The organism is Candidatus Kuenenia stuttgartiensis, from assembly GCF_900232105.1.
In the GTDB taxonomy this organism is placed as follows: domain Bacteria; phylum Planctomycetota; class Brocadiia; order Brocadiales; family Brocadiaceae; genus Kuenenia; species Kuenenia stuttgartiensis_A.
Genome location: NZ_LT934425.1, coordinates 3,650,815 through 3,674,631 on the forward strand (window position 1 = coordinate 3,650,815; position 23,817 = coordinate 3,674,631).

Below are 23,817 nucleotides of genomic sequence, written 5' to 3' on the forward strand. Positions count from 1 at the left end.
AGCTTACGACGAAGTCTGTGCAATCTGTGGTTTCCCTTTCGTGTTTCGTGCTTGTTTAGTTCTGTCTATGCCAGTTTAGGGGTGTTTCTTTCTGTATTTTAAATAGGCGTTGCGTACATTTTGCCAAACGATCTCAGGACGGTCAGACCGCACGTAAGTCATGCAATCTGTGCCTTCAAAACTCCATGTGGCGATATTATGAATCCCGGTATTGTATGCAACGTCAACCGCCGTCATTATTTCTTCTTCCCTGTTGGCAGGAACTCTATATCCCTGTATCCATATTTGTGGTTCTTTTTTATGTTTTAATGATAGAGAGAGAACCGCTGATGAAATCTCTCTTACAAATTCCGTAACCTCTTTTTTATAGGCATACCAGTAAGGATCGCTGCCGAATATATCCATACTTTTAATCATCGCAACCTTTTCCCATTCATATATGCCGTATCGTGGGTCTGTCGTCGGGAACAGACACACGGAATTCCTGAGTCCCTTTTGAGAAGCAGTGTTTGCCAGGTATTCCAGAAAATCAACAATAGTGGATTGGCGAAATGCCTTTACCTCACCAGTAAATTCCAGTGGCATTTCATAGCCGTATTTCTGTTTGAACAGGTCGCGGCACGTGTTGCATACACAGCCCCATACGTCCTTTTTTCTGCCCCCGAAAAGGTGGGTAAATTCCCCGAAGAAAAGGTGTGGTTCATCCCAAAAAACCCCGTCTGTGCCTGTTTTTGCCGCCAATTCAATCCAATTTGTCATGTAATCCCTGAAAGTTTTTACGTTCAAGCAGGCCTTGTATATCATCATATCGCCTTCCGCGAAGTTCAGCTTTTGTCTGCAATGCGGGTATACCTTTACAAAAGCGGAAAAAGACTCTCCGCCAAAAACACGGCCTATGCCCCATGGATCGAGGAATACCTCAAGTCCGGCGTCATGGCTTGCTTTGACGATATCTGACATGTTTCCGGAATGGTACGTGACGTCGTGTTCGCTCATGGTGTGAACAACGAAGGTACACCCATCGTCTGCCATCTTTTCCATGTCTGTTTTTACATGACGTACTATTCTGTTAGCAAAATAACTGGCTCCGAATTTCATGCATGCAATATTAAACTTAAGCAACATTTCTGTCAAGAGAATCAAATGAACATCCGAAAACAAAAACCCCCTGATTGTTTTCAGACAAAAGTATTCCATTTTAAAAAAACTATTATTTGTAAAACTTTTTTTCGCTTGCCAGAAAATATATTTATTGCTAACATGAATTTACTTTTAAGGGCTCTGCCATGTACGTGGATAGAGGTATAATTTTTAAGACCTATAACAATAATTTGGGATCCCGTCTTTGTTAGTGGCGTATATAGTCTCCAGTGAGAAAAATACAAAGCTATCATTGGGAATACCACCGTAAAATACGGGTCATTTAAAAAAAACTCACACGGCATTGCGGTGGAGCCTTTATGCCTATCAATACAACTGAAACAACAAAAATAGACGTGACTTCTCAATAAGTTGAGGTTTTTATAATAATTTCTACCTTCCACAGTCCACAGTCCACAGTCGGCAATCTACAATCTGCAATTTGCCGACTGTAGATTGCCGACTGTTACAGTATTTTCATTAATAAAGAGGGTTGTTTCCCTCTGCTTATTGAGAAGTTACAAATAAACCTTCCCACTTGGCATTATCAAAGAACCACCTTTTTTACCGGTCGCATATTTTCTTAAAATTTGAATTAAAAATTGCAGAATACTCACTTCGTCGGGAACATTATCCAGTACTTAACTGTTTGTAAGGATGCATTGAGAAAAAATGAAGGGAAACGACACAAGAAAAGAATTCGAAGAACTCACAATGCCGCACGTAGATTCCCTTTATAATATGGCAGTGCGTATGTCAATGAACAAAGAAGATGCGGAAGATCTTGTTCAGGAAACATACTTGAAGGCATATCGGTTTTTTAACACATTCCAAAAGGGGACAAATGTTAAAGCATGGCTTTTTAAAATCCTAAGGAATACATTTATAAATAAATACAGAAAGACTATCAGTTCCCCAGGTGAAGTGTTTTACGAAGATATTGAATTAGTAAGCTCTTATGTATCAAACAATAATGAACCAGACACAAAGGAATCAATTGATACATTGAAAAGCAAGGTAGAGAGCCTTGATGATATACTGGGAGATGATATAAAGAACGCAATAGATAGTTTGCCCATCGAATATCGCGAGGCAATAATATATTCTGATATTGAAGAATTAACGTATAAAGATATCGCAGAAATTATAAATGTTCCCATCGGAACAGTAAAATCAAGGATTAATCGCGCAAGAAGTTTGCTGAGAAAAAATTTGTGGAACTATGCGAAAGAAAGAGGCTTTGTTAAGAGGGAGAAATGATGTCTTGTATCGATGTTAATAAATATCTCTATGAATTTATGGACGGTGAGTTGGAGACCGGTCTTTATCCCAAACTGCAAAAGCATTTAGAACAATGCATTCTTTGTAATCAACGATATGAATTTGAAAAACAAACCCGTTTATTAATAAAAGCTCATTGTAAAAACGTAACCGCCCCGCGCCATTTACGCAGCAGAATCATAGCAAATCTTGACTCCATTGACCATGAATCGGTTTCTCGCACAGCCCCCTCCCACGAACGAAAACGATTAAAAATACTATTTTCACCCCATACTCTTGCGATAGCGGCTTCTCTATTATTAATGATTGCAGGCGGAATATTTTATCTGGCGAACAATCGACAGGCAGGCTCGGTTTCTATTGTCGATGACGCAGTTACCAATCATGTTAAAGTGCTGAATGAGAATTTAGTCTTTAATGAAAGAACATCTGTTGTTGGGAACGCCAGCAGATATTTAAGCCAAAACATTAATACCCAGATACGCAAGTCATTAAATCCGTTGAATATAGAGCAGGTACGCATTGTAAATGACATGCCTGTAAATCATTATGGCACAAGCAGTCCGTGTATTGTATTTAACCACGAGGGGAATAAACTATCACTTCAAATTATCCGCAACATGCATTTCCCAATAGCAAAACTGGAACGTATTAGTTTTGGTCCCAGAGACTTTTACATCACTAACCGGCGTGGATTTAATACAGTTATTTGGATTGAAAATGACACTACCTATTTCCTTACATCAGACATTCATACCAATGAAATGCTAAGATTTGCCGCAACTCTTGCTTCGCATTAATTGTTGAGGCTATCTTGCCAGCAAATAATGGTGTCTTTGGCTATTGGCTTCACATCGTGTGTTTCTTTAGTACCCTTCCAACCCGCTATAAAAATATCCCCTTGATTTGTTTCGCATAATTTCTTCATATTTGAAAATGGCGGTATTGTTTATAGTGTTTAATAAAAGAATAGGAGAAAAGCATTTGCCAGTTCGGGGGCAATTCATAGCAAATGCTTCTCCCATACTTGCGGGGATTATATAAGGGGAGAAAAATGACTTTTTATGATGTAACCGTACCCATATCAAATGCCATGATTACCTGGCCATCCGACCCTGCGGTATCGATTACTGGAACAAGCCTGATTTCCCGGGGAGATTTTTGTAATCTTTCTGAATTAAAAATAGGTTCGCATTGCGGCACTCATATTGACGCTCCCAGCCATTTTCTGGAAAACGGCAGGACAATTGACCAGCTTGCCCTTGAAAATCTGATAGGCGAAGCAACGGTATTTGAGTTTAAAAACAAAGAAAATATCGACGTAAGTGATATAAAGCAATTGCGATTTGACAATGTAAAAAGGGTTCTTTTTAAAACAGTCAACTCATCATACTGGAAATTTTCCACCTTTAAAAAAGATTTTGTTTACTTAACAAAAGATGCGGCGCAGTACTTAGTAGACAAGGGAATAAGACTTGTTGGAGTCGATTATCTTTCAGTAGAAAAATTTGAAAGCCAACTGGCAGAAACACATCACACTCTTTTGCGAAACGACGTCATTATTCTCGAAGGCCTGGATTTATCAAATGTTGAGCGTGGAAGGTATGAATTAATTGCATTGCCATTAAAAATAAAGGACGGCGATGGAAGCCCGGCACGGGTTGTTTTAAAAAGTACCTAAGCTGGCATAGACAGAACCAAACAAGCGCAAAAAACAGTCTACAGTCTACAGTCTACAGTCTACAGTCTACAGTCTACAGTCTACGGTCAAATGCACAGAAATTACTGATAACGTACTACCTTAGACACGCTGGTCTGCAACTAAATCGTTACAAAATGCGTAAATATTTATTTGTTATCATGTGCGTGGGTATGGTCTTGTTCATGCGCATGTTCTTTGTTGTATAGATGTTTACTACTTTCACCATTGTTATTGTTGCATTCGCATCCATACTGTATCACAGTATGTCCTATCCTGAATTTCTCAACTAAAACACGGTTAATTTCCCTTGAAATTGCGGCAGTTTTGCTGATCGGCATATCCTTCGTGTCTATATGCACGCTCATTGCATACATGCCGGAAGTAATTGTCCAAATATGAATATCATGCGCTCCGTCAACGCCCGTGATTTGCTCTAATTGTGAAATTACCTCCCCGACATTAATATCCTTTGGCGTTGCTTCAAGCAAAATATCAACTGATTCCATTATTAATTTGTATGACCATATCAGGATGAGGATGCATAGCATTATACTAATGATGGGATCGATAATATACCAGTTTGTATAATAAATAATAACTGCGCCGATTATTACGCCAACGGAGGAAATGGTATCTCCAAGCATATGCAAAAAAGCCGATTTGACATTCAGACTGTGCCCATGTTCGCCTGACTTAAGAATATAAACACAGCTTATATTTGCAAGCAGGCCTATAATAGCCAGGAAAAACATCATGCCGCTAGATATCGCTTCCGGGGTTACAAACCGATGGTATGCTTCGTAAAATATCCAAACGGTGATGAGGAGGAGTATGATGCCGTTAAGCAATGCTGCCAGTATTTCTAACCGGTAAAAACCGTAGGTCTTTCTTTGCGTAGGCGGTTTTGATGCAAACATTATGGCAAACAGGCTAATCAATAAAGCAAAGAGGTGGGTGAGCATATGGCCTGCATCACTAAGTAAGGCAAGGCTGTTTGTGATAATCCCGCCAATTACTTCAACAATAAATATGACTCCCGTGATAGCGCTTGCCATGATAAGCTTTTTTCGCTCGTGAAGTCTATAGGTATGCTTGTGCGTATTCCCTTCAGATGAATTGTAATAATCTAAGTCATGAATGTGTTTAATGGCATGTCTCCATATTTATTTTCAGGATACCGGCTCGAAAATAAGACTACAAAAAATAGTTTAAGTACAGATACTACAACACGATATGGTTATAAGCCTATTTTCATCGTTTCCGGGTGTTGCAAATGAAACATGATGACTAGTGACTTATTTTGTCATAACAAGGGCATCCGTTTGTCATTGCTAACACATCCGTTTGTCATTGCAAGGGCATCATCTGTCATTGCGAGGGCTTTTTCCGAAGCAATCTCATAAACCGTCATAGAGATCCTTCCATCCTGCATCATTCCATTAATTAATTCTATTTTTTTTAGCCCTTGAGCCACCCTTAATTTGCTTCTCCCGCGATATGGCGTTTCTTACGTCACGAAATATCTCTTAGTATACTGATTGCTTCGGAAAAGACCCTCACAATGACAAGCTGATACCTTTTTGGATGACCCTATACATTTGAACCGGTACAGAAACAGAAATGCCGGACATTTCCGACTCGAAAGTAAGACTACGAAAAATAGTTTAAGTACAGATACTACAACACGAGATGGTTATAAAACCATTTTCATCGTTTCCGGGTGCTGCCAATGCAACATGATGACTATTTGGAAATAATTTAATATTAAGGGATTTCAAGATGAATTATAAATACCTCTCTTATCTAAAACAAACCTTTTTTAATTTGTTTAATGTTTTTAAAATTGAAATAAAAAGGTTCATTTTTGTATAATTAAACCTTTATGCTTTTTTAAATGTGTGGCATAATAAATTTTAACGCGTAATTTTGCAGGCGATTTAGACTTTTTGTACATTAATGCTAAACCTATTTTTTTACAAATTATATGTGAGATAGTTATAAAATGCAGGAGGAGACATGACGACAGTAATAATAGACGGGAAGCGTGTGGAGGCAGACCCTTCGCAGACGATACTGGAAGCAGCACGTCGGGTTGGGATACGGATACCGACACTATGCCATGATCCGCGGTTGAAGCCATCGGGGGCGTGCAGGATATGTGTGGTGGAAGTGGAAGGGAAGGACAATTTGGCGGCTTCGTGTGCGACGCCTGTATCGGAGGGCATGAAGGTGTCAACCCGGAGCGAAGCGGTGCTGCGTTCCCGGCGGCTGAATCTGGAATTGCTCTGGTCGAATCATCCCAATGATTGCCTTACCTGCGACAAGGCGGGGGAGTGTAGCCTGCAGAACCTGATGTATGAGTATGACGTAAAGACATCGCGGTTTGTGAAGCAGAATCCCGTGCCTGCGCCTGACGAGTCTAATCCTGCCATTTACCGTGACATGAACAAGTGCATAATGTGCGGCAAATGTGTCAGGATATGCGATGAAGTGCAGGGGCAGCATGTGTGGACGTTTTCGGATCGTGGGATAAAGACAAGGGTATCAACCGCCTTTGAGAAATCGATGCAGGACGGGGGTTGTGTGTTCTGCGGTCATTGTGTATCCGTCTGTCCGGTGGGGGCGTTAATGGACAAGCCGGTAATGAAGAAGGCGCGTTCATGGGAGACCAGAAAAGTGAGGACGGTATGTTCTTACTGCGGGGTGGGTTGCAGTCTGGTGCTCCATATAAAAAACAATGAAATATTACAAGTAACGGCGGATATAAACTCTGCGCCCAATTATGGGAGCCTCTGTGTTAAGGGGCGGTATGGATTTGAATTTTATTCAAGCAAGGATCGTTTAAAAACGCCGCTTGTGCGTGATAACATAAACGAACCGTTTCGGGAAGCAAGCTGGGAAGAGGCAATCGGCCTTGTGGCGAAGAGATTTTCGGAGATAAAGAAAAAGTACGGCCCGGATTCGTTCGGGTGTCTGAGTTCATCGAGGGGTACAAACGAGGAAAACTTTCTTGCCCAGAAATTTACACGTGTGGTAATGGGCACCAATAATATGGACAATTGTGCACGTGTATGTCATGCGCCTTCGGTAACGGGGCTGAGGGCTGCGCTTGGGAGCGGAGCGGCAACAAACTCACTGGCCGATATTGAAGGCGCTGAAGTGCTCATCGTGAGCGGTTCCAACACGACGGAAGCCCACCCGGTAGCCGCGTTAAAAATAAAAAAGGCGGTGAGGCAGAACGGAGCGAAACTCATCGTAATAGATCCCAGAAAAATAGAACTGGTCAAATATGCGGATATACACCTTCAGTTAAGGGCAGGGACAAATGTGGCGCTCATAAACGGACTCCTTCATGTAATCATAAAAGAGGGATTGCAGAATGACGACTTCATAGAAAGGCGTACCGAGAACTTTGAAATGCTGAAGCAGGTAGTAAGCAAATATACCCCTGAAGAGACGGAGGCGATTACCGGGGTACCGAAGGAAGACATAATAAAAGCCGCAAGGATGTATGCGGGTACGAACAAGGGTATGATCATTTACGGGTTAGGGATGACGGAGCACAAGGCGGGTTCACACGGGGTAATGTCTTTGGCGAATCTGGCGCTAATAACCGGGAATGTTGGGCGTCCGAATACGGGTATAAACCCTCTGCGTGGGCAGAACAACGTACAGGGGTCGTGTGATATGGGTGCATTGCCGGACGTATATGCATGTTACCAGAGGGTGGACGATCCGGAAGCCAACCGTAAGCATGCTGAAGCATGGAAGGTAAAGAAGCTTCCGGAGAAGCCCGGTTTGAAAGAGCCGCAGATGTACCGTGCGATAGAATCCGGGGATTTGAAGGCGATGTATATAATAGGCTATGACCCGGCGATATCACAGGCGGATATAAACAAGGTAAGGGCATCAATAAGCAAGCTTGAATTTCTGGCGGTGCAGGAGCTATTCATGACAGAGACGGCGAAACTTGCGCATGTGGTATTGCCAACGAGTTGTTACTTTGAGAAGGATGGTACGTTTACCAATGCGGAGAGAAGAGTACGGAGGCTACATAAGGCTATACCGTTGCCGGAGGGAACGAAATCGGACTGGGATATTATTTGTTCAATCGCCACGGCAATGGGATACCCTATGAGTTATAATCATCCGAGTGAGATTATGGATGAGATAGCGAAGCTGACGCCTGATATGGCGGGTATTAATTACAAGCGTCTGGAGGGAGACGGGTTAGTGTGGCCTGTGTGGGACATGAATCATCCCGGAACGCCGATACTGCATAAAGACACCTTTAAAAGGGGTAGGGGTATGTTTAACGACCTGATGTATACCCCTTCAGAAGAATTGCCGGACGAAGAGTATCCGTTGTTGCTGACAACCGGCCGGCGGCTGTATCAGTATAATAATGGATCGATGTCGTTGAGGAATCCGGAGATATGCGCCATAAACTCTGAGGAGTTTATGGAGATACATCCGGCGGATGCGGCGAAACTGGATATAAAATCAGGCGAGAAGGTCAGAGTATCTTCGAGGCGTGGTTCGCTGGAAGTGAAGACGGAGGTAACGGAAAAATCCCGTTTGGGAAGCGTCTTTCTATCCTTCCATTATCCTGAAACACCGACGAATGTGTTAACGGGGCCTGGAGAAGATATGCTTGCGCTTACACCGGAGTATAAGGTGTGTGCCGTTAAGGTAGAGAAAATGTAAACAAACACTACGGTTATATTTTTGTTTCAGAGATATAGCCGCGATTGTATATATGCTTCACCAGTATATAAAGGAAACAACCCTGACAGGGTTTGGAACCCTGTCAGGGTTAAACGGTGATGGTATTCAAATACATTTGTGAACCAGGAGTTCGGGAACGAGCTGGGGAAATGTTCAAAACCCGGTTTTTTAATTGGAATTTTGGAATTTGGAATTTGTTTCGAATTTCGTACTTCGAACTTCGGATTTTTTATTTCTTGCTTGTTTGGTTCCGGCTTAATGATAGGATTTTGTAGTAGTTTCCTGTTGCTCCGGAGGGGTATAAGGATACATTACATCTTTTACCTTTTCTCCCAAAACGGCAATGTCATTTAAATTATTAGAGCCAAGGCCGTAACTGCTTGCGAGTTGTATGTGGTTGTAGCAATTCACAAATGGAGGATAGGGGTAAGCCGTTTCCGGTGAAAACCCCATTATTGCGGTTCCTATACTATCCACTGCAACTGCATTATCGCCTGCTACCAATACCCCTGGAGTTGCGTAAGAGATGTTTTTTACCCACGGACCCTCGCCCTTATCGATGGCAGATATGCCGTCTATAAACGCAAAATCAATCGGAAAAGCCCTTGCAATATCCACTATATTATAAGGGATTTGAGTTCTTTGGTCGGGAGAGTGTACGTACTGCATGCGTGCGCCATTTCCATTTGTTCCATATTTTTGAATGGGCAACAGACCAATCATGTTTTTCAAAGACAGGGTAACTCCTGCCGAGCTGTGGACTTTTAATTTTGATACGGTGATAAGGCAATCTGTTTCGGCAATATGATTGTTCACCGCGATAGAGTTGTAAATAAGCCCTCTTTCAATGTCTACATGAGTGAAATCAGGATAAGGGTCTGCCTTATTCAGATCAATCAATGTTGCTTCGAGTTGAGAGGCAATTACGTCATATCCAAGCGCCGTGAATGCCTCCATTGTATTTGATGGATGTGTGGAGCCTTCAACGATAAATAATGAACCAGCGCCAAGATCAAGCAATACCTCTCCAAGCGCCTTCACCACCAGCGGATTTGTAACGTACGTATCGCCAGCAGGCAGGTCGAGACAATCTTTGGTTGCAACAAGATTTATTTTAAGGGATATTTTATCCCCATACGAAAAAAAGGGATTAATCTGATACAGGCTTGCAACCATTTCCCCAATACAGTTTTTAAGCTGTTGAAAGTCGTTTTTGTCGTAAGAGGTATATTTTTTAATGTATACGGAGTGTTTTTTTTGCTGAAGTCCTCCGTAACTGGTAAAAATGGTAGGAAAAGTGCTCATGGCAAATGTTCCTGCCGTTCCCTTGAGAAAATCTCTTCTGGTATAATCCTTGCATCGTACACGCATACATTTCTCTCTTTTTGGTGTTATCAGTATCTGTTTCCCGGGAAAATAACATCTCTCTGGATACATTGCATACGTCTCTTTGTGCTCCCCTATATCACAATGTAAATGTTTACAGATGGTGGACCATTTAAGGAAGCGCCTTAAAGATGTGGATAGGGAGAGGATCCTTTTATTTTCGATGATTTTGCTGTACTCATGATTAAGAAACACTATGTTTTAGAATATTGTAAAGCTCATCTTTTAAAGCAAGCCTGCGTTTTTTTAGTTCTTCAAGCGCAGTGTCCGACCGTGGTTCGATATCGTATTCAACACGGTACACCTTCCGATCGAGTTTGTGGTACTCATCAAAAAGTTTTTGAAAGTGTTCGTCAGACATTTTAAGGTCATGGATTTTGTCCCTAAATTCAGGAAATTCATTTGCGAGGGCATGGTGTTCGCTTTGCATTGTGCATCCTCTTTCTTACGTTTTAACGAATTAAGCTCGACTGGTAATTTCTATAAGGTGGTAGCCAAATTGCGTACAGATTGGTCCGTGAACTTTTCCTACTTCATCCCTGAATACTACCTGGTCAAATTCCTTAACCATTTGCCCTGGTCCGAATTCTCCAAGATCTCCTCCCTGTTTGCCTGATGGACATTGCGAATACTGCTGGGCCATTGTTGCAAATTCTTCTCCATTTTGAATTTTTGATTTAATATCTTCGCATTCCTGTTGAGTTGAAACCAGAATATGACGCGCCCGTGCTCTTACCATGCGGTACTCCTTTCGTAGTTTAAAATGATTAATTATCTGTACTATTTCACTGAAAAATTGCATAAAAGCCGAATTTTATTTCTGGCTCTCGTTCACACATGTTAGGCCAATAATTCTTTTTCCCCGGTTAAGAGCGGTGTTGAAGAAGGCCTTCAGCAACTCCACAAGGGGGATTTATGGAGTTGTTCCACACACCACATAAACTATTCATAAAAAATAGCAGTACAAATTTTAGACTATACCTGTCTTCAGGAATTTACTTACTATTTGTTTGCCAATCTCCATAATGTTAAGTTTTCCCCACGCATTCAGCTTTGACCGTTCCCTTTTAAACTCATAAACAGGAACAGAGGTTCCGCAGGAAGTCTGTGCTGAATTGATTTTAAGCAGGATAATCTGGCGTTTCCCGTGAATATGCTGAAAATGCCGGTAGTATTCGCTCCACTTCACGTCGTCTTGCCGGACCACTTCGCCTTTCCCATATAAACGAAGTATCATGGGATCTTTGTCAAAGCTGCAGAACATCATCGCCATTCTGCCATTTTCTTGTATGTTCATAGCGGTATTATTCCCACTGCCTTTCAAGTCCAGGTAAATAATCGTCTTGCGGTCTAAACACCTGAATGTATCCATGCATTTTGGAGAAATAGCAATATTGCCATTTTCAGGAGCAGTTGCAACAAAAAACATCTTCTGCCGGGAAATAAACTCTTGCAATTCCTTGTTAAGTTCATTAAAAGATTCTGACATTTCATACCTTTATTAATGACCCTGTGGAAATTACGTTGTCAAAATTTACTTATAAGACAATAAGGGAAATAACAATATGGGGAAATTGTCCAAACACACATCATCGTAATCCGGCGCAGGTAGTGACAGATTATCAAATAAAAATACTCGCCACGCACCTGATAATTATAACAGGCGCCTATTTTAAATGCGACATAAACGTATAGTTTTCTCTGTTGATACTCATAACCGCAAAACCCCGCTACAGAACCAATAGAGGGCATGCTTCATCCCAAACTCACATAGAGCTTATAATATGAAAACACCTAAAGAATAAAATATTTTTTCAGGTCTTTGAAATAGATAACAAAATATATCTTTATTTTCAATGCAAAAGAATAAAGTGGCTTGCCTTGCATTTCTTTTTACAAAAGCGGAAAACATTTTATATGTAGTAAACCAATCGATGAAATATTGGTAACTATTCAGCGTGATTTATTAAACTACCGGAGATCAGAGCGCAACTCGTTGCCAAACCTTGTACTGAACATAGTGAAGTATATGTTTGGGAACGAGCCGTGTATCGTTTACGATGAATAGTTACCCCAAATTTCAATTTTCAAATGTTCAAAACCCGTTTTTTCATTGGGATTTTGTATTTTTGAATTTGTTTCGTATTTCGTGCTTAGAATTTCGTATTTCACCATTAAATATTTTGCCGAAAAAAGAGGAAAATACATGGTTTATCTGATAATTTGCACGGTTTCACTGATAGTATCCGCCTTAACTCTCTTTTCCGGTTTTGGTTTGGGGACACTGCTTATGCCGGCCTTTGCGCTTTTTTTCCCACTGGAGGTGGCCATTGGCGCAACGGCCTTCGTCCATCTTGCAAACAATATATTTAAAGTCGTGCTGGTCGGGAAGAGGGCGGACATTCGGGTCGTACTTACATTTGCTATTCCCGCATCAGGCATGGCTATCGTCGGGGCGTTATTACTGAACTATTTCAGCGGCATGCAGCCTCTCGCCGAGTATGTGCTTGCCGGAAAAGTCTTTTCTATTACTTTTTTAAAATTGATTATCGCCGTTCTTATTGCAATCTTTGCAATCCTCGAATTGGTGCCCTCTTTTGAAACACTCTCATTCCATCCAAAATATATTCCGCTTGGCGGGATGCTATCGGGATTCTTTGGCGGATTATCCGGACATCAGGGGGCATTGCGTACTGCATTTCTGATACGAATCGGACTGAAAAAAGAGGCGTTCATAGGGACGATGGTTGTTTCTGCAGTCGTGGTGGATGTAACGCGGCTTGCTGCTTATGGGGTCACATTCTTTTCGCAAAACATTCATGTCATTCGTGGACAGATTGGGTATGGACTAATTGCGGCGGCTATTTTGACCGCATTTACCGGCGCATTTATCGGTTCGCGCCTCATAAAGAAAATTACTATGCGCACAATCAAACGTATTGTCGGGATATTATTGTTTGTGTTGGCATTCATACTGGGGACGGGGATTGTCTGATCTACATGCCCTGCTCTGTGTGAGAGGTGACCGTTTTTTGAATAATTGATGCTTTTGGCTATAGTGGGGCTTTTTTTACTATCTCCTAAGCTGGCATAGCCAGAACCAACCAGGCACGAAAATAATCCTCAGTCCTCAATCTACAACTTGCCGACTGCCGACTGCCGACTGTAGGCTGTAGGCTGTAGACTGTAGACTGCCACAACTTATCGGGAGGTTTAGATTTTGCCGATTTATGCTGAACAAATGCCGTTTTTTTATTATACTATTTTGAAATTAAGTGCTATAAGAACGTGTAACGGTTTTCAGTCCGTAGACTGCCGATTGCCGATTGCTGATTGCAGATTGCCGACGGTAGACTGATGAAGGCACAAATTAATCGATTATTGGGAGGAGGGGAGGTTTTCATATCGTATGGACATTAAAGATAAAACAAATACTGCGGGCAGTATGGACGAAATAAAGACAAAGCAACAACTGATTGAAGAGATAAAGATATTGCGTCAAAAATTGAGTGAATACGAGACGCGGCAATTAAAAGTTGAACAGGCGGAAGAAGCCGCTGCATGGGAGGCAAAAGCTAATGCAGCGCTGGTAGATTTATCAAAGGCATTGGTAAAACCGGAAAACTCAATTGAAAGTTTGTCGGCGCTTGTTTTGGAATATGCAAAATGTCTGACAAACAGTCCTGTTGGCTATGTCGGATATATTGACAAGCAAACAAACAGCTTTGTTTCTCCTGCAATAACACCCGAAGTTTCCAAAATATTTAATATACCGGAAGGAAACATCGGGGTTGATGAATTCCAGGGGCTATGGGGATGGGTGCTTGAAAACAAAAAACCTCTTCTATCAAACGACCCGTTAAATGATGCAAGGTCGGAGGCGTCATTAAATAAGAATGCATCATTAAAGCATTTTTTATCAGCGCCTGCCATGCTCGGCGAGATAATTGTAGGGCAGATAACTGTGGGTAATGCTGCAAACGGCTATTCCGGAAAAGATATTCAGTTGTTGGAACGTATTGCAATCTTATATGCCATTGCTGTCCAGCATCTGTGGACGCAAGAAGTGATTACACACATGGCGTATTTTGATGAAATTACGAACTTTCCCAATAGAAGGCTATTTAATGATCGCCTGTATGTGGCCATTTCAAATGCGAACCGGTACCGGCAAAGGCTTGCAGTAATGTTTCTTGATCTCGATGGATTTAAAGAGGTTAATGATGCCTTTGGTCACCAGACAGGCGACCAATTGCTTAGGGAAATTGCGTATAGATTAAACCAGACCGTCCGAAAATCAGATACGATTGCAAGGATGGGTGGTGATGAATTTACGGTTTTACTGACGCAGGTAGAGCATGAAAGCAATATAATAAGCGTAGCTGACAAAATACTTGAAGCGGTAAGACAGCCGGTAGTGCTCGACGGCAACACAATAAGCATTACCATTAGCATTGGAATTGCGCAGTATCCTGATAATGGCAAAGACGTGAATACATTATTAAAAAGCGCAGACATAGCGTTATACCGTGCAAAAGAATCGGGTAAAAATAATTATCAATTTTCATCTTTTAGCGAAGATTCTCTTCGCGGTGAATGCGTCTGATGCCACTCCTACAAATGCACGGTATAGCTAAAAGTATCTATTCTGTAACACTTTAGTTTTTTTGAAAAATTCAAATAATAACGATGTTTCGCCGCACGATGTAGGGGCGAAGCATTTGCTATAACCGGCACACATGCGTTTATAACCAAACATACTAATGCTTCGCCCCTACGTTTTCAAAAAATTAAATTCTTACTATATTTTCAGACAATTTAATATAGCATTTTAATATCGACCCGCCTGTGCGTTGCATCTCTCTGCGTGCGATTACGCACAGAATGATAACCATAAATAGAAGGGAGACGTCTATGAAAAAGATATCTATTTGTGCATTGCTTTTATTTTCAGTTTTTCTTCTTACTTCAAAAATATATGCTATTGGCAAATCACAACATGATTTGCCGTATGCGGTGAGCGAACAGACAAAGATATGTATATTATGTCATAAAAACGTGACACCAGGCATTGTGGAAGACTGGAAAACAAGCAGGCACTCGAAAATAACTCCAGAAATCGCCCTTAAAAAAACGGCATTAGAGAGAAGGGTTTCGAGCCAAACAATACCGGAAGACATTCGTCCGGTTGTCGTTGGATGTTATGAATGCCATAGTCAGAATATTTCACAACACAAGGACAGTTTTGAGCATTTCGGGTTTTGGATCAATGTAATTGTATCTCCAAACGATTGCAGGACATGCCATGCAGTAGAGGTAGAACAATTCTCCGGCAGCAAGAAAGCATACGCGTTGGATAATCTGCGGGAAAACCCCGTTTACCAAAAATTTGTTGATGCGATTCCGGGTATAAAAGAAGTAGGCGATAAATCAATACGATGTTTAATCCCATCGGAAAATTCAAGACGGGAAACATGCTATGCGTGCCATGGCACTGAAATAACAGTGGATGGCATGAAAGAAATACAAACAAACACTGGAAGCATTGAAGTTCCCAACCTGCAGAATTGGCCTAATCAGGGCGTAGGAAGGATTAATCCCGACGGGAGTCGCGGCGCCTGTACGGCATGCCACCCAAGACATAGTTTCTCCATTGAAATAGCAAGAAAACCATATACATGTTCACAATGCCACCTCGAACCGGATATACCGGCGTATGAAGTGTACTGTGAGAGTAAACATGGAAACATATTTCTTACAAAACAGGATACGTGGAATTGGAACAACGTTCCATGGAAGGTTGGCAAAGATTTTCAAGCCCCTACCTGTGCAGCATGCCACAATAGTTTGCTTGTCACACCCGAAGGGAAGGAAGTTGTATCCCGCACGCATGATTTTGGCTCACGTTTATGGGTCAGGATATTTGGTCTTATTTATTCTCACCCCCAACCTAAAAACGGGAAAACATATGAAATAGAAAATAAAGATGGTTTGCCTTTGCCTGTGACATTTATGAATGAACCGGCTGTGGAATATTTGATTGATGAAGAGGAACAATTACTGCGGAAAAAAGAAATGAAAAAAGTATGCAATAGCTGCCATAGCACCGACTGGGTTATGGGCCACTTTGAAAAACTCGATACAACAATAATAGAAACCGACACTATGGTTTTAAATACGACAAATCTTATGAAAAACATGTGGGATAACGGTTTTGCAGACGCATCGAATCCGTTTGATGAATTGATCGAATTGTTGTGGGTAAAAGAATGGTTCTTTTATGCAAATTCAATACGGTTTGCATCTGCCATGATAGGCGCAGACCATGCTACTTTTAAAAATGGATGGTGGCAGTTGACGGAGAATTTTCACGAAATATATGAATATTCAAAGAAATGCGAATCCGGACATTGAGCGACAAATCCGGCATGCTGAATGTTCATAACCGTAACGGCATTTGATGTACGATTTACGATGTACGAAGTACGATTTAAAAATCGTAAATCGTAAATAGTAAATCTAAAATCGTACATCGTTTGAGTCCAAGATGTATGCAAAGTAAGTCTTGCATGAATTATATTGAACCCCAAATGGTATATAATGCAATTGAAAACATTTTGAAATAAAATATGTGTAAAGAAGGGGTTTGAAAGACAGAAACTCGCATTTGTATCAGAGAAAGAAGTCGGAATTAAATATTTGGGTATTATTAGACTTTTAAACAGGAGGCGTAATCAATGAATATTGAATTAGAACGGGAGGAAGATGGTCGCTGGATAGCTGAAATTAAGCAATTGCCCGGAGTTGTGGTTTATGGAAGTAACCGGGAAGATGCTATTTCTAAAGTGGAAGTTTTGGCGCTTCGCGTGATGGCTGATCGGGTTGAACACGGCGATCAAATCCCCGAACTTGACGCACTTTTTGTGGCACCTGTATGAGTCAATGGCCTTCTAAAAAAGCTCGCCTTGTCCTGAGGGCGTTAATGAGACTCGGATGGAATATTAAGCGACATGACAAAACATCTCATAGGGTTCTGGAGAGGGAAGGATGGCCTGATTATGTTTTTGCCTTTCATGACAAAGAAGAAATTGGCCCTCGTATGCTTGCGAGAATTTCAAAGCATACAGGACTAACTCCAAACGACCTTTCATAAAGCACAAATTTTGCAATTTGATATTAATTTGATGAAAAATCTATGGATAAATATAGGAAATATAGGGACATTTCCCTTATTGATTGATTGATCTGGGGAAAATAAGGGAAGTGTCCCTATATTTCCATATTTCCATTTGATGAGTTGATCGAATTGTTGTGGGTAAAAGAATGGTTCTTTTATGCAAATTCAATACGGTTTGCGTCTGCCATGATAGGCGCAGACCATGCTACTTTTAAAAATGGATGGTGGCAGTTGACGAAGAATTTTCACGAAATATATGAATATTCAAAAAAATGCGAATCCGGGCATTGAGCGACAAATCCGGCACGCCGAAATGTTCATAACCGTAATGGCATTTGATGTATGATTTACGATGTACGAAGTACGATTTAAAAATCGTAAATTGTAAATCTAAAATCGTACATTGAAAACGGAAACGTTGGGAGAATTATGGACATATCCCATATTTCTTGCTTGATATGGTGGGAAAATAAGGGAAGTGTCCCTGTATTTCCTGTAAGAAGCATAGACCGGATAGTCCGACACGCAGAATATTGACAATGGGCATTTTGTCCATATTTTCTACAATTCTCTCTTCTATGGCTAACGTTGAGCTAAGCTACCGCGTGTCTTTTTGCGGTTAGCTTAAGTGACTGGTTATGTGTATTATTTGCTTAATTTTGCACTGGCAAGGCGGTTTATACTGACTCCTGCTTCTGCGGCTTGTATCGCAAGTTTTCTATGTTCTTCTGGTGGAACTCGCACCATAAACTTACCGCTATAAGTTCTATTAGCAATTGGCTCTGGTATTTCCTCACCGTTTCTTTTCATATCATCTATTACATCAGCAATAACTTTGCGTATGCCTCTTAATGCTCCCTCAGGAGTTTTTGCAAGCCAGCTTAAGCCTGGAAATTCTGCACATAATCCTACATATTCATTGTCGTCTGCCGACCATGTAACACGATAAGTATAATGATCATTTTTCAGTGCCATAATTTATCTCCAATCTCCAATCTTTCAACGGCCATAAGCACTTGTTTCACTTGATATGCTTTAGCCTTTCCTTTATTATTCTGTATATTTATCCGCGGGTTATCCAGCCATGGTGTTTTATATACTCGATGACTGCTTCCCCTTTGAAGTGCGTCTCCAAAATAATTATCACAAACTGCGCAAAGATCATTGAATCTTACATTATTAGGGCTTTGGCGCATCTGTTCTAAAATATCTTTTATCTTGCTCCATTTTAAGATAGTATCATTAATGATATCATTGTCAAGGCTAGAATGTGATTGGGCATTTATATTGTTTTGACACATAACGCCGAACTAAGCGCCGGCTGGTTTTTGCCGTCCGCTTGAGCGACTTGTTACGCGGCTGATTGTCATTTGATGTTGGCAGTTATTCGCCGTTTAGATGGAATAATCTCGATCAATGATCTAAGTGCTTTGTTGACCGCTTCCGAATCAGGAAAATATTTTTTTACGTCCGGCGCCAACAGAACTGCTCCATCTTCAAGCTTAAAATACTGTACTGAGATAGTGCCATCAGCCTGATGTATCTCAACTTTATGACCCGAACGATACGCTTTGTAGTGTTTTCCCCGTACCGCTCTTTTCATACTGGGAAAATCGTATTCCGACCTCATATCTTCTTCCCTCAACGAGCCTTTAGTGGATACCTTCTTCATAAAATCTTCTTTCGCGTGCTGTTGCCTTTCTGCAATTGATAATACGTATTTTATCCTTTCGTTCCGTATGGGGGATAGGGGGACACACTTCCCATATTTTGTTTGATCTGGTAGGAGAATAAGGGACGTGTTCCCATATTTCCCCTTAATAAAGGTTAGGTTGATGTGTATGGAGAGATTCCTTCCCGTTCACTCCTCAGAATAACCAAAAAAAAGCTTGCATTCTTCTTTATTTTTGTAGTATCTTCCTTTTTAAAGCAAAAGCAATTTCCTATCATCTTGATTTCGCCAAGGGGAGAAGACAATACAGGAAGCTCTCTTCGTAACAACAAGTTCGAACATGACCATCAAATGTCCACCAGACAAGTCGGAAATGGACCGCAAGCCGAAACTCATGAACCGTCTTCGTGAAGCCCTTTCAGCAACAGCACAGCAACTATCGCTGCACAAAGAGATAACCTTTAAAGGGGTGACATTTTTATCCTTAAATACCTATTTTTAGTACAGAAAAGAGTTGTTTAAGTAATTTTTGTTATGGCACGTGCAAATAGACATTATATCCCAAATTATGTTTGGCATATTACTCATAGATGCCATAAAAAAGAATTTCTTTTGAAATTTCTGAAAGATCGTAAGCGTTGGATGTACTGGCTGTTTGAAGCTAAAAAGAGATTTGGATTAAGGATATTAAACTATACTGTCACATCAAATCATATTCATCTATTGGTTATTGACAATGGTCGTGAGGTTATTCCGAAGAGTATCCAATTGGTAGCGGGGAGAACTGCACAGGAGTATAATCAAAGAAAAAAGCGTAAGGGTGCATTTTGGGAAGACAGATATCACGCAACGGCAATAGAAACTGACATACATTTGATAAGATGTATGATGTATATTGATTTGAATATGGTCAGGGCTGGTGTTGTAAAGCATCCGTGTGAATGGGCAATGAGTGGATATGATGAGATACAAAACCCACCGGATAGATACGCCTTAATAGACATAAAAGGCTTGATTGAATTATGTGGGTTATCCAACAAGGAACAACTGAGGCATGAATATAAACAATGGGTAGAAGCTGCCATTAATGATAATGGCCTCAGGAGAGAGTCCTGTTGGACAGCAAGTATCGCAGTAGGGAGTAGGCGATTTGTAGAAGATACGAAGGTTAAGTTAGGTTTAAAAGCACATGGACGCAAGGTAGAGGAGGGTAACGATAAGTTTGTACTTAAAGAACCGATTGTTCCTTACAAGGCTCATTTAAGTGCCAAAAAAGATCTTCTAAGGCATGAAAACATGTATTGTTGGGGGGGGAAACATAGTCAACGCAACAGGTTAGCTTGGTCCGACCCGATTTACCAACCCCAAAGAGGGAGTTCAATCTCTCATCAGAAAAGTAGGGGACATTATACGTAAACATGTGAGTGCTCCTATTGAAGCCTTGTTTGAAAAGCTCAACTCTGTTCTACGAGGTTGGGCTAATTATCACAGGCATGTTGTCTCATCGGAAGCATTCAGCCGTGTTGACACCTATATCTTTGAACAACTATGGCGTATGGTAAGAAGAAGGCATCAGAACAAGACCAAAGGCTGGCTAATAAAAAAGTACTGGTCAGCCGCAGGAAAACATGTCTTTTCAATCTTACACAAGTAAAAAGAGAAGACTCGAATTTTAAAAATAATTCGGGTAAGCTCTATAGGGATAAAAAGGCATATAAAGATTAAAGCAGAAGCAACTCCTTACCTTTCTGAATACAGTAATTATTTCTGGAGAAGGAGAAACAGTAAGGAATCACGTCTGCTTGGTGCGCTATCACATCGCCAATATCAGGCAATGATAGCATCGAGGTAAAACAGTCGGGTTGTCCCACAAGGGCAGCTTATTGAAATGCTTGAGCTGTATGATGGGAAACTATCACGTACAGTTCTTAGGAGGGAATCGGGCAGCAATGCCCGTGACCTATCCGGTGCGGCCAATTAAATTACGGCATAAATCAAATCCAATAATCATAAGGATAAGAATATGAAGGCAAGCGAAACAAAGGTAGAAGACTTTTTATCATCAAACAAGACACAATTCATAATCCCTGTTTATCAAAGGAATTATGACTGGTCTATCAGTCAATGCAAACTGCTACTCGATGACATTCTCGAAGTTGGTACAAACAAGAAGATGAACGCCCATTTTATCGGCAGTATCGTTTATGTTCACGATGACGTATACACGGCATCAAGAATCAAGGAACTTACCGTCATTGATGGTCAGCAACGAGTTACAACCTTGACCCTGATTTATTTGGTATTACATCGTCTTGCACAGGAACTCAAAGAAGAAAAGCTTGTTAATGAAATCAGTGAAACGTATTTAATAAACAAGTTTGCTCCTGAAGAAGAAAAGCTGAAACTCCGGCCAACAGACAATAACGATAAAGCACTGAAATACCTTTTGCGCGGCGATGCAAATGAAGAATACTCTGATTTTTCAAAACTCATTGATAACTTCAATTATTTCAAAGGCAGAATTACAGAAGATAACTATCAGATAGTATTGACTGGTTTATCAAAATTAATGTTCGTCGAAATTTCGCTTGACCGAGAAAGAGACGAGCCGCAGCGAATATTTGAGAGCCTTAATTCAACTGGCCTGGAACTTTCACAAGCTGACCTGATTCGCAACTATATTTTGATGGGTCTCAAACGAAGAGAGCAGAATAAGATTTATCAGAATTATTGGGAAGTAATTGAAAAACTTGCCAAGGATGAAATTCTTAATGTCAGCCGCGTTTCTGATTTCATCCGCGATTATTTAACAGTCGAAAATAATAATATTCCGAACAAAGGCAGAGTATATTTTGAATTCAAATCAAAGTATCCTACATCTACCCTTGAAGAATTGGAATCAAACTTATCAGGAATTAAATCATTAGGAAAGCACTATAACAAGCTGATTAATCCGAAAAATGAACCGGATAAAGAAATAAGATTGCAACTCGAATATATTAACCGCCTTGAAATTAATGTTGCCTATCCCTTTTTGATGAAGGTATATGATGATTACAGCAACTCCATAATTGACAAAGCAACATTCTTAAAGGTTTTAGATACAATCCAATCATTCACTTGGCGTCGTTTTATTGTTGGTCTCCCAACAAATGCTTTGAATAAAATATTTATGAATCTTTACGACAAGGTTGAGCGAGAGAATTATTTATATTCAATTCAAAAAGCTTTATTACAGCGGGCAGGAGTTCAAAGATATCCTAAAAATGAAGAGACCATAGATGCATTAAAAGTAAAAGATGTTTACAACATAAAGGCTAAGAACAGAATATATTTACTTGAGCGGCTTGAAAATTATGACAACCGTGAACACGTCGCAATTGATGGAAATCCAGATATTACAATTGAACATATCTTTCCGCAGAATCCTGATACCAAATGGAAAATTGAATTAGGTAATGATGAATATTCTTTCATTAAGGAAAATTATTTAAATACAATCGGCAACCTTACCCTTTCCGGCAACAATGGAAAACTTGGCAATAAGCCATTCCTCGAAAAAAGAGATAAAGAAAACGATGGTTACAAAGATAGCAGGCTGTGGCTAAACAAATATCTGTCAGTCGCAGAGAAGTGGGACAGGGCGGAAATTGAAAGACGTTTTGGCATAATTGCAGAGAGATTCTTGAAAATATGGGAGCTTCCAACCATAGCTTTTGCTGAGGATAATGGCAATAATGAAGTTAATATATTTGAGGCAGAGGACCCAAAATTCAAGAAATTGGAGTATGCCATATTTCTGGATCAAAAACTTGAAATCAGGGCGGTGTCTCAGCTTTACGTTGAAGTATTCAAACAACTCTTTGAATTACAACCTGAAACATTCTTTACATCAGACATAGGGCTGCGCATCGGCTTAACTAAAAATCCAGTCGAAGGAAGCCCCAGACAACCAATTGCCATTAACGACACGTATTTTATTGAAAGCAACTTAGACAATATAGGTAAGTTTGACAGGATTAAGCAGGCACTGACCTTGCTCAATCTTGAGGATGAATTAACAATTAAATATGCAAATGAAAACGCCGAACAAAAAAATCAACCCGACGCAGAATAGCGTCGGCGGTTTTTCCCGAAGTGGTTGCCTGCGCGGGTTATTTAAGTCGTTCTGCTGATAAATAAAAATGTCTCCATACACTACATTTGATGATATCCGTTCGATTAATGAAAAAATTGATCGAAACGTAATTATTAAAGAAGCTTATAGCCGTCAGTATCCTAGTGTGTTTCTTTCACATTCTTCCGCTGATCATGAATCTTTGCCTGCTGTAATAAAAATACTCGAGAACCATGGTGGAAGAGTCTATATAGATGATGGTGATCCCAGGTTATCAGGAAAGGTAAACCCTAATACAGCCGAAGTCCTGCGTGAAACAATTGGTAAGTGTAGCAAATTGGTCGTATTAGTAACAACAAACACGAAAGACAGCCGCTGGGTGCCTTGGGAATTGGGTCTTGGAGATGGGAAAAAATTTCAAAGTAGCATAGCCATTTTCCCAGTCGTAAAGGATTCGTTGACAGAAAGCTGGCATGAGCAGGAATATCTTGGATTATATAAAAGAATAGTGTGGTCAAAATTTAAAGGTAAAGATAAGAGTGAATGGATGGTTTGGGACCATAACGATAACACAGCCACTGGCTTGGGAGAATGGCTCCGTTAGGGAAAGGTTC

Annotated in this window: 23 protein-coding genes and 1 other RNA gene; 15 read left to right on the forward strand and 9 right to left on the reverse strand. The window is 40.6% G+C overall.

The window, feature by feature from the left end:
* Positions 1-75: 75 nt before the first annotated feature.
* Positions 76-1,098, reverse strand: coding sequence for a hypothetical protein (locus tag KSMBR1_RS16995; RefSeq protein WP_157820687.1), 1,023 nt, complete (start codon positions 1,096-1,098; stop codon positions 76-78).
* Between the two features lie 177 nt (positions 1,099-1,275).
* Here KSMBR1_RS16995 and ssrS point away from each other — a divergent pair.
* The 4 genes from ssrS to KSMBR1_RS17015 all read left to right on the forward strand — a co-directional run bounded on the left by ssrS (position 1,276) and on the right by KSMBR1_RS17015 (position 4,102).
* Positions 1,276-1,457: non-coding RNA, 6S RNA (gene ssrS / locus KSMBR1_RS17000), on the forward strand.
* A gap of 355 nt (positions 1,458-1,812) precedes the next feature.
* The gene (locus tag KSMBR1_RS17005) at positions 1,813-2,400 is read left to right on the forward strand and encodes a sigma-70 family RNA polymerase sigma factor (RefSeq protein ID WP_099326392.1); all 588 of its coding nucleotides are present in this window, start codon (positions 1,813-1,815) and stop codon (positions 2,398-2,400) included.
* On the forward strand, positions 2,397-3,221 hold the full coding sequence (gene rsrA / locus KSMBR1_RS17010; RefSeq protein WP_099326393.1) for a mycothiol system anti-sigma-R factor: 825 nt from the start codon (positions 2,397-2,399) through the stop codon (positions 3,219-3,221). Before KSMBR1_RS17005 ends, rsrA begins: the two co-directional genes overlap by 4 nt.
* A gap of 254 nt (positions 3,222-3,475) precedes the next feature.
* Positions 3,476-4,102, forward strand: a complete 627-nt coding sequence (locus tag KSMBR1_RS17015; RefSeq protein ID WP_157820688.1) for a cyclase family protein — start codon at positions 3,476-3,478, stop codon at positions 4,100-4,102.
* A gap of 167 nt (positions 4,103-4,269) precedes the next feature.
* Here KSMBR1_RS17015 and KSMBR1_RS17020 read toward each other — a convergent pair whose 3' ends face one another.
* Complete coding sequence (locus tag KSMBR1_RS17020) at positions 4,270-5,262, reverse strand: cation diffusion facilitator family transporter (protein WP_261341110.1); 993 nt, start codon at positions 5,260-5,262, stop codon at positions 4,270-4,272.
* An 877-nt stretch (positions 5,263-6,139) separates the two neighbouring features.
* Between KSMBR1_RS17020 and fdhF the strand changes: the two genes are divergently transcribed.
* Positions 6,140-8,830, forward strand: a complete 2,691-nt coding sequence (fdhF, locus tag KSMBR1_RS17025; RefSeq protein ID WP_099326396.1) for a formate dehydrogenase subunit alpha — start codon at positions 6,140-6,142, stop codon at positions 8,828-8,830.
* A 276-nt stretch (positions 8,831-9,106) separates the two neighbouring features.
* Here the strand turns inward: fdhF and KSMBR1_RS17030 are convergent, their stop codons facing one another.
* From KSMBR1_RS17030 to KSMBR1_RS17045, 4 genes are all read right to left on the reverse strand, one after another.
* Positions 9,107-10,288 carry a DUF362 domain-containing protein gene (locus KSMBR1_RS17030; RefSeq protein ID WP_099326397.1) on the reverse strand — a complete coding sequence of 394 codons (1,182 nt, stop codon included), beginning with the start codon at positions 10,286-10,288 and terminating at the stop codon, positions 9,107-9,109.
* 133 nt (positions 10,289-10,421) lie between these two features.
* Positions 10,422-10,667 (reverse strand): HP1242/YdcH family protein, encoded by a 246-nt coding sequence (locus KSMBR1_RS17035; protein WP_099326398.1) that lies wholly within the window; start codon positions 10,665-10,667, stop codon positions 10,422-10,424.
* A 30-nt stretch (positions 10,668-10,697) separates the two neighbouring features.
* Positions 10,698-10,976, reverse strand: a complete 279-nt coding sequence (locus KSMBR1_RS17040) for a peptidylprolyl isomerase (RefSeq protein WP_099326399.1) — start codon at positions 10,974-10,976, stop codon at positions 10,698-10,700.
* Between the two features lie 231 nt (positions 10,977-11,207).
* Entirely contained in the window at positions 11,208-11,726 is a 519-nt protein-coding gene (locus tag KSMBR1_RS17045) for a pyridoxamine 5'-phosphate oxidase family protein (RefSeq protein ID WP_099326400.1), read from the reverse strand.
* Between the two features lie 717 nt (positions 11,727-12,443).
* Here KSMBR1_RS17045 and KSMBR1_RS17050 point away from each other — a divergent pair.
* The 5 genes from KSMBR1_RS17050 (at position 12,444) to KSMBR1_RS17070 (ending at position 17,390) form a co-directional block, all read left to right on the forward strand.
* Positions 12,444-13,232, forward strand: coding sequence for a sulfite exporter TauE/SafE family protein (locus KSMBR1_RS17050; protein ID WP_099326401.1), 789 nt, complete (start codon positions 12,444-12,446; stop codon positions 13,230-13,232).
* Between the two features lie 414 nt (positions 13,233-13,646).
* Positions 13,647-14,843, forward strand: a complete 1,197-nt coding sequence (locus tag KSMBR1_RS17055; protein ID WP_099326402.1) for a sensor domain-containing diguanylate cyclase — start codon at positions 13,647-13,649, stop codon at positions 14,841-14,843.
* A gap of 308 nt (positions 14,844-15,151) precedes the next feature.
* Positions 15,152-16,651 (forward strand): multiheme c-type cytochrome, encoded by a 1,500-nt coding sequence (locus tag KSMBR1_RS17060; protein ID WP_099326403.1) that lies wholly within the window; start codon positions 15,152-15,154, stop codon positions 16,649-16,651.
* 323 nt (positions 16,652-16,974) lie between these two features.
* Positions 16,975-17,175 (forward strand): type II toxin-antitoxin system HicB family antitoxin, encoded by a 201-nt coding sequence (locus tag KSMBR1_RS17065; RefSeq protein ID WP_099326404.1) that lies wholly within the window; start codon positions 16,975-16,977, stop codon positions 17,173-17,175.
* Complete coding sequence (locus tag KSMBR1_RS17070) at positions 17,172-17,390, forward strand: type II toxin-antitoxin system HicA family toxin (RefSeq protein ID WP_099326405.1); 219 nt, start codon at positions 17,172-17,174, stop codon at positions 17,388-17,390. Before KSMBR1_RS17065 ends, KSMBR1_RS17070 begins: the two co-directional genes overlap by 4 nt.
* A 669-nt stretch (positions 17,391-18,059) precedes the next feature.
* Here the strand turns inward: KSMBR1_RS17070 and KSMBR1_RS17075 are convergent.
* From KSMBR1_RS17075 to KSMBR1_RS17085, 3 genes are all read right to left on the reverse strand, one after another.
* Positions 18,060-18,389 (reverse strand): type II toxin-antitoxin system HicB family antitoxin, encoded by a 330-nt coding sequence (locus KSMBR1_RS17075; protein WP_099326406.1) that lies wholly within the window; start codon positions 18,387-18,389, stop codon positions 18,060-18,062.
* On the reverse strand, positions 18,380-18,715 hold the full coding sequence (locus tag KSMBR1_RS17080) for a type II toxin-antitoxin system HicA family toxin (protein ID WP_197705238.1): 336 nt from the start codon (positions 18,713-18,715) through the stop codon (positions 18,380-18,382). The genes KSMBR1_RS17075 and KSMBR1_RS17080 overlap by 10 nt, the downstream gene beginning before the upstream one ends.
* 65 nt (positions 18,716-18,780) lie before the next feature.
* Positions 18,781-19,086, reverse strand: a complete 306-nt coding sequence (locus KSMBR1_RS17085) for a hypothetical protein (RefSeq protein WP_099326407.1) — start codon at positions 19,084-19,086, stop codon at positions 18,781-18,783.
* Positions 19,087-19,426: 340 nt separating this feature from the next.
* Between KSMBR1_RS17085 and KSMBR1_RS21230 the strand changes: the two genes are divergently transcribed.
* The 5 genes from KSMBR1_RS21230 (at position 19,427) to KSMBR1_RS17105 (ending at position 23,807) form a co-directional block, all read left to right on the forward strand.
* The gene (locus tag KSMBR1_RS21230) at positions 19,427-19,588 is read left to right on the forward strand and encodes a hypothetical protein (protein ID WP_157820689.1); all 162 of its coding nucleotides are present in this window, start codon (positions 19,427-19,429) and stop codon (positions 19,586-19,588) included.
* A gap of 32 nt (positions 19,589-19,620) precedes the next feature.
* Positions 19,621-20,502, forward strand: coding sequence for a transposase (locus KSMBR1_RS17090; protein WP_197705239.1), 882 nt, complete (start codon positions 19,621-19,623; stop codon positions 20,500-20,502).
* Between the two features lie 4 nt (positions 20,503-20,506).
* Positions 20,507-20,740: a group II intron maturase-specific domain-containing protein gene (locus tag KSMBR1_RS17095; RefSeq protein WP_230408013.1), complete on the forward strand. Its 234-nt coding sequence runs from the start codon at positions 20,507-20,509 to the stop codon at positions 20,738-20,740.
* A gap of 369 nt (positions 20,741-21,109) precedes the next feature.
* Positions 21,110-23,203: a DUF262 domain-containing protein gene (locus tag KSMBR1_RS17100; protein WP_099326409.1), complete on the forward strand. Its 2,094-nt coding sequence runs from the start codon at positions 21,110-21,112 to the stop codon at positions 23,201-23,203.
* Between the two features lie 67 nt (positions 23,204-23,270).
* A complete protein-coding gene (locus KSMBR1_RS17105; protein ID WP_099326410.1) occupies positions 23,271-23,807 on the forward strand; it encodes a toll/interleukin-1 receptor domain-containing protein in 537 nt (178 codons plus the stop codon).
* Positions 23,808-23,817 lie beyond the last annotated feature (10 nt).

What these genes read in the sequence shown, in the direction of transcription:
- KSMBR1_RS17040 (WP_099326399.1), bottom strand. Translation starts at nt 10,976, where the DNA reads ATGGTAAGAGCACGGGCGCGTCATATTCTGGTTTCAACTCAACAGGAA.
- KSMBR1_RS17055 (WP_099326402.1), top strand. Translation starts at nt 13,647, where the DNA reads ATGGACATTAAAGATAAAACAAATACTGCGGGCAGTATGGACGAAATA.
- KSMBR1_RS16995 (WP_157820687.1), bottom strand. Translation starts at nt 1,098, where the DNA reads ATGAAATTCGGAGCCAGTTATTTTGCTAACAGAATAGTACGTCATGTA.
- KSMBR1_RS17005 (WP_099326392.1), top strand. Translation starts at nt 1,813, where the DNA reads ATGAAGGGAAACGACACAAGAAAAGAATTCGAAGAACTCACAATGCCG.
- KSMBR1_RS17090 (WP_197705239.1), top strand. Translation starts at nt 19,621, where the DNA reads ATGGCACGTGCAAATAGACATTATATCCCAAATTATGTTTGGCATATT.
- KSMBR1_RS21230 (WP_157820689.1), top strand. Translation starts at nt 19,427, where the DNA reads ATGACCATCAAATGTCCACCAGACAAGTCGGAAATGGACCGCAAGCCG.
- KSMBR1_RS17015 (WP_157820688.1), top strand. Translation starts at nt 3,476, where the DNA reads ATGACTTTTTATGATGTAACCGTACCCATATCAAATGCCATGATTACC.
- KSMBR1_RS17100 (WP_099326409.1), top strand. Translation starts at nt 21,110, where the DNA reads ATGAAGGCAAGCGAAACAAAGGTAGAAGACTTTTTATCATCAAACAAG.
- fdhF (WP_099326396.1), top strand. Translation starts at nt 6,140, where the DNA reads ATGACGACAGTAATAATAGACGGGAAGCGTGTGGAGGCAGACCCTTCG.
- KSMBR1_RS17065 (WP_099326404.1), top strand. Translation starts at nt 16,975, where the DNA reads ATGAATATTGAATTAGAACGGGAGGAAGATGGTCGCTGGATAGCTGAA.
- rsrA (WP_099326393.1), top strand. Translation starts at nt 2,397, where the DNA reads ATGATGTCTTGTATCGATGTTAATAAATATCTCTATGAATTTATGGAC.
- KSMBR1_RS17085 (WP_099326407.1), bottom strand. Translation starts at nt 19,086, where the DNA reads ATGAAGAAGGTATCCACTAAAGGCTCGTTGAGGGAAGAAGATATGAGG.
- KSMBR1_RS17035 (WP_099326398.1), bottom strand. Translation starts at nt 10,667, where the DNA reads ATGCAAAGCGAACACCATGCCCTCGCAAATGAATTTCCTGAATTTAGG.
- KSMBR1_RS17075 (WP_099326406.1), bottom strand. Translation starts at nt 18,389, where the DNA reads ATGGCACTGAAAAATGATCATTATACTTATCGTGTTACATGGTCGGCA.
- KSMBR1_RS17070 (WP_099326405.1), top strand. Translation starts at nt 17,172, where the DNA reads ATGAGTCAATGGCCTTCTAAAAAAGCTCGCCTTGTCCTGAGGGCGTTA.
- KSMBR1_RS17050 (WP_099326401.1), top strand. Translation starts at nt 12,444, where the DNA reads ATGGTTTATCTGATAATTTGCACGGTTTCACTGATAGTATCCGCCTTA.
- KSMBR1_RS17030 (WP_099326397.1), bottom strand. Translation starts at nt 10,288, where the DNA reads ATGTATCCAGAGAGATGTTATTTTCCCGGGAAACAGATACTGATAACA.
- KSMBR1_RS17045 (WP_099326400.1), bottom strand. Translation starts at nt 11,726, where the DNA reads ATGTCAGAATCTTTTAATGAACTTAACAAGGAATTGCAAGAGTTTATT.
- KSMBR1_RS17105 (WP_099326410.1), top strand. Translation starts at nt 23,271, where the DNA reads ATGTCTCCATACACTACATTTGATGATATCCGTTCGATTAATGAAAAA.
- KSMBR1_RS17060 (WP_099326403.1), top strand. Translation starts at nt 15,152, where the DNA reads ATGAAAAAGATATCTATTTGTGCATTGCTTTTATTTTCAGTTTTTCTT.
- KSMBR1_RS17080 (WP_197705238.1), bottom strand. Translation starts at nt 18,715, where the DNA reads ATGTGTCAAAACAATATAAATGCCCAATCACATTCTAGCCTTGACAAT.